Source organism: Methylomonas lenta, assembly GCF_001644015.1.
Taxonomy (GTDB): Bacteria; Pseudomonadota; Gammaproteobacteria; order Methylococcales; family Methylomonadaceae; genus Methylomonas; species Methylomonas lenta.
On the sequence record NZ_LUUI01000121.1, the window covers coordinates 1 to 8892 of the forward strand.

The following is an 8892-nucleotide window of genomic DNA, read 5'->3' on the forward strand; positions in this document are numbered from 1 at the left end:
CTTAATGGCAGTGACGCGCCGCGTGGGAACGCAGACTATCCGCGCTGCGGTCAGGTTAAAACCAATCCCGATAAACTTGGCGCAACGGGGTTTATAAGCCCGTTGCTTACGTTTCATTTCTGGAGCGGGGTATGGTGGCGCAAAACGTTACGGACGGGTTTACAAACCCCCGTCCAGCTTTCGCGCTAAAATCGTCAAGTCTTGCAATCACGCATTTTTTCTGGCATTGCGCCTTACCGAACTTTGGTTAGTGGGGCATTATCGAAGGCACCTGATCACCACAGCTGCTAATATGTAAAGAGTCAAAACAACCATAAACTGGTTCTGCACCTGAAACCGACCCGACGACCGATGTTCACACATCCAGAGCCAGCCTGGGTTTCGACGATTAAAGTCCACGCACAATACCGGACACTCCAGCAAAGCCTCTCTATCTAGGCCTAAGTTAAACAACAGGAGATATCATGCTTTCAAAAAAAACGACTGCCAGACACAAACATTCCAGACTGCACGCGCGTACCGGCGGACTAACCGCTCCCAAGCACGCGCTTGACCTAGAAGAACGAAGCCCTAGAAATGCTTACGAATTAGTGCATGACGAAATGTTCTTCGATGCTAACCCGCGTCTGAATATGGCTTCGTTTGTGACTACTTGGATGGAGCCTGAAGCTAGTCAATTGATGATGGAAAGCTTAGACAAAAACCTGATCGATAAACCGATCTACCCGCAAACCCTGGAGATTCAGAATCGTTGTGTTTCTATTATTGCCGAATTATTTCATGCGGGCGAAGACGCCGCGGGAACGGCGACCGTCGGTTCATCCGAAGCTATTCACCTAGCCGGCCTAGTAATGAAATGGAATTGGAAAAAATGGTATCAGACTAAGTATGGCAAAGACGCCGCTCTAAAACCCAATATGATTATGGGTTCGAACGTGCAGGTTTGCTGGAAAAAATTCGCACGCTACTTTGAAGTTGATTTAATCGAAATACCGCTTACCAAGGAAAATCGGCTGGATGAAGAGGCGGCAATAGCCAGGGTTGATGATAATACCATCGGTGTGGTCGGTATTTTAGGCAACACTTATAGTGGAGAATTCGACGACATTAAACAATTAGATACATTAATCGATCAGAATAATAAAGAATATAACCGAGAAGTACCGCTGCATGTCGATGCAGCCAGTGGCGGCGGCGTGGCACCATTTACCCGCGAGCACAAAGATATAGTCTGGGATTTTCGTTTAAAATGGGTTAATTCGATTAATATGTCGGGACATAAATATGGTCTGGTTTATCCCGGTATCGGCTGGGCTATTTGGAAATCGAAGGCCAGCATTCCAAAAGATTTGATTTTCGATGTGGATTATTTAGGCGAATCTCAAGAAGACTTCGGACTGAACTTTTCCCGCGGCGCGGGACAAATCATCGCTCAATACTATAATTTCGTCAGATACGGACACAAGGGTTATTCGAGAATAATGAATAACCTTATGGATTTATATAGCGAAATAAAGCCAAAGATCGTAGCAATAAAAAATCAAGACGGCGTTAAAATGTTCGATTTAGTTTCACATGACAAAGGCTTACCGTTAATTTGTATTTCAGTTACAAAAGCAGCCACTGACCTTGGCTATACCATGGCAGCCATATCTCACCGCTCAAGAGAAAAAGGTTGGGTATTACCGGTTTATCCAATGTCGGCACCTAAGGAAGGTTTGACCGTCATGCGCATGGTACTTAAGCAAGGTTTTAATTCCGAAATGGGCGATAAACTGGTGGACGATATTACTTGGGCGGTGAATGAAATTATGCAAGAAAGAAAACAATTGAGTCTTTCGCATGGCGCTCATGGTATTTGTTAATTCATAAAACGGGCTTGAAAATGCTAATACTAGAACGCTGCAAAAAAACGGCTCCTGCACATGGCAAAGGTATCCGCTTAGCTATTTATCAGCCACAGGCGGGCCTTTCCGGGACGGAAGCCGCCATTGAAAGAGCCATCAAGCAATTGGAAAATGCCGTCGAAATCGCAAGTAGTCATGAAGCCCAATTAATCAGCTTTCCCGAGCTTTACCTAACCGGCTATGCTTTCAAGGAAAAAAATCCTTCCGCTCACGAAATTGCGTTTGAATGCGACAGCCCGATTATCAAACGAATTCAGGATATTGCCTGGAAATATCAAGTTGCTATTATTTGTCCGTATCCCGAAGCAGCAAAAGTCGCCGGGCAGGCACGCTTTTATGATGCCATGGTGCTGATCGACAAGGATGGCAGCCTACTCAAAAACTACCGCAAAACCCAGCTATGGGGGCCTGACGAGCAGAAGCTGTGGGATTTTGGCTATGTTTTCCCTGAAGAAGGCGAAGCCTTTACCACCCATTTAGTCAACGGCTTTCCTATTGGCTTGCTCAATTGCTATGAAGCCGAATATTCTGAACTAGCCAGGATTCACGCTTTAAATGGGGCGAAACTGATCGTCATACCAACTGCGGCTGACGAATGGGCGCTGGTAGGAGGTAGGAAAACCGTGATCCCCTATCCCGATGCCACCAAACTATTGATTCCGGCCCATGCGCTTGAGAATAATATTTTCATTGCCTACAACAACTACACAGGCGTTGGATTCATCGACGAAAGCGGCGCTGAGATTGAGCAAGTGCAATATCTGGGAAATAGCGTCATTTGCGATCCTTATGGCGAAAGAATGCTTGCGGCAAGGAAAACGGAAGAAACCATGCTGATCGCCGATTGTGTTCCCGATGATTACACCCAGACCCATCCCTGCAATACCAGCTACATTAAGGACAGACGGCCTGCTATGTACGCCAAGTTGACCAGTGAAACAATCGAATATGAAGACTATTGTTATCCCAACCCACCAAGGCCGATATATTAGGCCTTTATTTACGCGGGCTGAAGCTGTTGGTTAATCTGGCACGATAACCCATAGCCATCGGTAAAGACCGAATCCCATAGTCTTTTTCGTGTCATTTAGCGTTAACAGCCCTGTCACATAGTGCTGACTATAATCCTGGCCTCTTCATCATCCCCAGGAGTCATCGTTATGCGCAGTCAAAATCCAGGCTATTTTTCAAAACCCGTCGGTATCGCCGCAGCAATCGCTGCACTGTTGTTCCCCTTAGTTGGAAACGCGGATGTGGCTGATTTGCCATTAATGGATCAAGGCATACAAATCGGCGATTTAGCGCCGGGGCGTGCCATGATTTGGAGCCGCGCCGATCGGGCTTCACGCATGATGGTGGAATACGCCTTCAACGATCAATTCAACGATGCTGTGATCATTCGTGGTCCGTACGCAATGGAAAGCACTGATTTTACTGCCCGCCAGGATTTGACTAATCTGCCGGAAGGTCAGGATGTGTTTGTCAAAGTCTGGTTTGAAGACTTGACCAATGCCCACAACAAAAGCGAGCCTGTTAGCGGCCATTTTCACACCATCGGTAAACAGGATGATATACGCTTCGTTTGGGGTGGTGATGTTGCCGGCCAAGGCTGGGGTATCAACGAGAACTTCGGCGGCATGAAAATTTATGAAGCCATGCGCCAGGTTCAGCCGCAGTTTTTTATCGAAAGTGGTGATAGCGTCTATTCAGACGGTCCTATCCAAGCTAGTGTGACTGCAGAAAACGGCCAACTCTGGACCAATTTGGTCACACCTGAAGTCAGTAAAGTCGCTGAAAGTCTGGATGAATTTCGTGGTCGCTACAAATACAATTTGCTGGATGAAAATCTGCGCCGTTTCAATGCCGAAGTACCGCAAATTTGGCAATGGGACGATCATGAAGTAGCCAATAACTGGTCCGACTCCAAGGATTTAAGTAGCGATAGTCGTTACACAGTCAAAGATGTGCCATTGCTGGTAGCTCGCGCCAGCCAGGCTTTCCATGAATATGCACCGTTACGGCCACATAATGCCGAAGAACCAGAACGTATTTACCGGAAAATCTCCTATGGCAAACTGCTGGACGTGTTTGTACTGGATATGCGCAGCTACCGCGGCCCTAATACGGCAAATCTTCAAACAGCTCCCAGTGCAGAAACGGCGTTTTTGGGTGATGCCCAAGTGGCTTGGCTAAAGGATGAGCTGGAACATTCCGATGCTACCTGGAAGGTCATTTCTGCTGATATGCCGATAGGGCTAAATATTAGCGATGATTACGCTCACAATCCGCCGCAACGCTGGGAAGCCGTAGCCAATGGCAACGATGGTCCTGCTGCAGGCCGCGAACTGGAAATGGCTGATTTACTGAAATTCATCAAACATCAGCATATCGATAATATCGTTTGGCTGACTGCCGATGTGCATTACGCCGCCGCCCACTACTACGATCCAAGCAAAGCGCAAACCAAAGACTTCTCTCCATTCTGGGAGTTTATTGCCGGCCCGTTAAATGCCGGATCATTCGGCCCCAACAGCACCGACGCTACTTTCGGCCCACAAGTCGTGTTCTCCAAAGCGCCGCCTGCTGGTCAAGCCAACTTGTCGCCTTACGCGGGTTTGCAATTCTTTGGCGAAGTGAATATCGACAAAAACAGCAAAGCCATGACTGTCGACTTAAAAGATATTGACGGTGCTGTCGTGTTTAGCAAAACCCTGCCTGCCGAAGGTAAACATGATCGCGATCACCACGATCGTCATGATCGCCATGGCGATTGAGATTTAGCTGGCTGTCACGGCAATGGATTGCCGTGCTTTTACGCTTAACGATAAAGCCCATTCAATTCAAATTCATCAAGGAATTACCATGTCACAACAAAATGTTAAGTCAGCTGCACTTGCCACGGCCATGCTGGTTATACTGGGCGTCCAAACCCCTGCAAGCGCAGATTCTAAAGCAGAGCATCATCACACTATGAACAATGGCCCCATCGTCATCGGCCACCGAGGTGCTTCCGGTTATCGGCCGGAGCACACGCTGGAAAGTTATACCCTGGCTATAGAGCTGGGCGCGGATTTCATCGAGCCTGATCTGGTGTTGACCAAAGACGATCATATGATTGCCCGCCACGAGCCCATGATAGGGGCAACCACCGATGTCGCCAGTCATGCGGAATTTGCCGATCGAAAAACCGTGCGCATGGTTGACGGTGTGGAATACAACGATTGGTTTGTCAGCGATTTCACTTTGGCGGAAATCAAAACCCTGCATGCCGTGCAAACACGCGCCGGTCGTGATACGCAATATGACGGACTGTTTGAGATTCCAACCCTGGATGAAATCATTGCGCTGGCAAAAACCAAGAGCAAACAAACCGGCCGCACGATTGGTATCTATCCGGAAATCAAACATTCCACCTACCATGCAACGCTGAAAAACAGCCATGATCGTTTAATGTTCGGCGAACATCATTTTGAAAACAAGTTGCTGAAAACTTTGCACAAAGCCTATAGTAACAGCGCTTGCGCACCGGTTTTCATTCAGTCGTTTGAAGTGGCTAATCTGCAATATCTGAGCCATAAAACCAATATTCCATTGGTGCAATTGATCGATGCCGACGATGTCAATGTCGATGGTTCTCTGTCATTGGTGCCGCCTTATAAGCAACCGTATGACTTTGTTGTCAAAGGTGACGCACGTACTTTTGCTGATTTAGTGACTGAAGAAGGTTTGGATTTTGTAGCAAGCTACGCTGACGCGATTGGACCCTGGAAGCCCTATTTGCTGAAAACCGTTGCGGATAATGTCGATCGTAACGGCGACGGCAATATCACTATCAACGACCGCCGCGTCGAGGGTAGTACCGGTGTGATCGAAATGGCACATGAAAAAGGCCTTATGGTGCATACCTGGACTTTCCGTAATGATGCCAGTGGCTACGGTTTCGCCGATCCAAAAGCAGAAATGACCTATTACTTTGATTTAGGGGTTGATGGTTTGTTTACTGATTTTGCCGATACAGGGGTGGAAGCTCGTGATGCTTCAATTAATATGACTGATGACAGACAGTTTGAACATTGTGGACGCAATCCCAAAAAACACCATAAAGATTAATCTCTCTGGCTTAGAGTAGGTTTGCTTTGCGGCCTGCTCTAAGCTTTCAAAAGAAGTATTACATGTCATAGAATTTTCCTCAAAACGTCACGTTGTTGTCACCGTTACCAGTGTTAAATAACTGTTAAGCAGTTCACTGTGCTGGCGGCATGTATCCTCTAGGGATATGCCATTTTGGTTTCAACCTTGCGGAAGCAGTTCAATCATGATTAAGATCCCTTTTAAGGGCTATGTGCTCTGTACGTTAGCCCTCTCCATCGGCAGCAGCGGTTTGGCGCAAGCCGCTACACCGGTGTTTATCAACGAAATTCATTACGACAATAGCAGCACCGACACCGGAGAAGCGATTGAAGTTGCCGCTCCGGCAGGCACCGATCTTACCGGTTGGTCGCTAGTGCTTTATAACGGCAACGGTGGCGCTCAATACAGCACCACAAACTTAACCGGTGTGATCGCTGATCAATCCGCATCAGGTTACGGCGGGTTAAGTTTTCCGATTGCCGGTATTCAAAACGGTGCTCCAGATGGCGTGGCTTTAGTGAACGCCGGTCAGCAGGTGGTGCAGTTTTTGACTTACGAAGGTAGTTTTACGGCAATCGACGGCCCGGCTGCCGGGTTGACAGGTGCCGACATCGGCGTGGCCGAATCCGGCAGCACAGCGATAGGCTTATCTTTGCAACTCAAAGGTAGCGGCAGTCAATATGAAGATTTTGCCTGGAGTGGCGAATCCACAGCCTCGTTCGGTAGCATCAACGCTGGACAAAATTTTGGTGGAAACAACAGTGGTGGCGGCCAGCCGCCGTTATCGCAATGTGGACAAGGTGCAACACTCATTAGCGGGATTCAGGGCGCTGGTGCCGTCAGTCCGCTTAATGGCGCAGTGCAACATGTTGAAGCCATCGTTACAGCCAATTTTCAGGGAAGCGCCAATTTAAACGGGTTTTTCCTGCAGCAACCCGAAGCGGATTCTGACCCAGCCACTTCCGAAGGCTTATTCGTCGCTTCCAATCTGTCGGTTAATACGGGTGATAGGGTACATTTCGTCGGTACGGTTGCTGAAACCTATGGCATGACCCGTCTGGCCAATGTCAGCTCGGTTGAGGTTTGTTCTAGTGGAAATGCTTTACCTACACCTGTTGCTGTTAGTTTACCCTTCGATCCAGCAGGCAACGATCCTGAACAATGGGAAGGCATGTTAATCAATTTGCCGCAAGCTTTGACAGTTACTGAAAATTACAACTTGGCCCGTTATGGTGAGATTTTGCTGTCGTCTGGTGGACGTTTATTAACGCCGACGCAAATCGCCTTGCCGGGCCAGGCTGCTATTGATGCAGCGGCAGATAATGCCTTGAATCAATTGCTGGTGGATGACGGCTCCAATACTCAAAATCTCGACCCTGTTTTATATCCGCAACCGGATGGCCTGAGTGCGGCCAATACCTTGCGTAGTGGATATTCAGTGACTGACGCAACCGGTGTGTTGTCTTACGATTTTGGGGGTTATCGCCTGGAACCCACGCAGGCTTTGGCTTTTGTTGCCGATAATAGCCGGCCTGCTGCCTTAGAAAACAACTCTACAGCTAGCCTGAAAGTGGCCAGTTTCAACGTGCTGAATTTTTTCAATGGTGATGGTTTGGGGGGAGCTTTTCCAACCTCGCGCGGTGCCAACACGCTGGAAGAGTTCAATCGTCAGCGCGATAAAATCGTCAATGCGATTTACGCCTTAAATGCCGATGTGGTGGGCTTGATGGAAATTGAAAATGATGGTTATGGCAGTCAAAGCGCAATTGCCGATCTGGTGGCTGGTTTGAATCAATTGGCTGGCGCGGGTAGCTATGCCTTTGTCAATCCCGGTCACAGTAAAGTAGGCACGGATGAAATTACGGTCGGCATGATTTACAAACCGGCTAAAGTGACACTGCAAGGTGCGGCGGCGATTCTGGATACATCAGTCAATCCGCAGTTTCTCGACACTAAAAATCGCCCGGCTGTGGCGCAGACGTTTCTGGATAAAGCCTCCAACAAACTGTTGACCGTGGCGGTCAATCATCTTAAATCCAAGGGTTCGGTTTGCGACGATGTGAATGATCCGGATACCGGAGACGGCCAGGGTAATTGCAATCTCACCCGTACCGCAGCCGCTCAAGCGTTGGCAAGCTGGTTATCCGGCGATCCTACACATACCGGATCAAGCAATAGTTTGATCATAGGTGACCTGAATGCTTATGCTCAGGAAGATCCGATCACAGCTTTAAAACAGGCGGGTTATGTCAATTTAATCGAAACGCTGGTCGGCAACCAAGCAGCGTATAGCTATATATTTCAGGGGGCATCAGGTTACCTGGATCATGCCTTGGCAAATACCTCTTTGGTATCGCAAGTCAAAGCTGTCGGTGAGTGGCACATCAACGCGGATGAGCCGCGGGCGCTGGATTACAACACCGAGTTTAAAACACCTGGACAAGTTAGTGGCTTTTATGCGGCGGATGCCTATCGTTCATCCGATCACGATCCATTGCTAGTGCAACTATTTGTCGCAGGCGATTTGGATGCCGACGGTGATGTGGATGGCGCCGATTATAGTGTGTTTCGATCACAGCTAGGCAAATGCGGCAGCAAAACGGGCTTTAATCGCGAAGCGGATTACGATCAAAATGGTTGTGTGAGCATGGCTGATTATCGGGTTTGGTATGGTTTATTTAGGCAATATCTATCTGTAACGATTCAACAGTGATAAAGCTTAGGAATATGCATGGAATATCATATGCAAGAATCTTGTGTAGGTGCGGATTTATCCGCACAGTGCGAATAAATTCGCACCCACAGCTGACGAACTTGTTACATGCGCCTTCCTTAAGATCTCTTAAATTCAGTT

At 48.0% G+C, this 8892-nt stretch carries 5 protein-coding genes; all 5 read left to right on the forward strand.

Annotated elements, in window-relative coordinates; translation table 11 throughout:
- Window positions 1-464 precede the first annotated feature (464 nt).
- Complete coding sequence (locus tag A1359_RS14405) at window positions 465-1865, forward strand: glutamate decarboxylase (protein ID WP_066984401.1); 1401 nt, start codon at window positions 465-467, stop codon at window positions 1863-1865.
- 20 nt (window positions 1866-1885) lie between these two features.
- Window positions 1886-2899, forward strand: coding sequence for a nitrilase-related carbon-nitrogen hydrolase (locus tag A1359_RS14410; protein ID WP_066984410.1), 1014 nt, complete (start codon window positions 1886-1888; stop codon window positions 2897-2899).
- Between the two features lie 168 nt (window positions 2900-3067).
- Entirely contained in the window at window positions 3068-4681 is a 1614-nt protein-coding gene (locus A1359_RS14415) for an alkaline phosphatase D family protein (protein ID WP_066984404.1), read from the forward strand.
- A gap of 88 nt (window positions 4682-4769) precedes the next feature.
- Window positions 4770-6017 (forward strand): glycerophosphodiester phosphodiesterase, encoded by a 1248-nt coding sequence (locus A1359_RS14420; RefSeq protein WP_083960658.1) that lies wholly within the window; start codon window positions 4770-4772, stop codon window positions 6015-6017.
- Window positions 6018-6222: 205 nt separating this feature from the next.
- A complete protein-coding gene (locus A1359_RS14425) occupies window positions 6223-8751 on the forward strand; it encodes an ExeM/NucH family extracellular endonuclease (RefSeq protein ID WP_066984407.1) in 2529 nt (842 codons plus the stop codon).
- The last annotated feature ends 141 nt before the right edge of the window (window positions 8752-8892 follow it).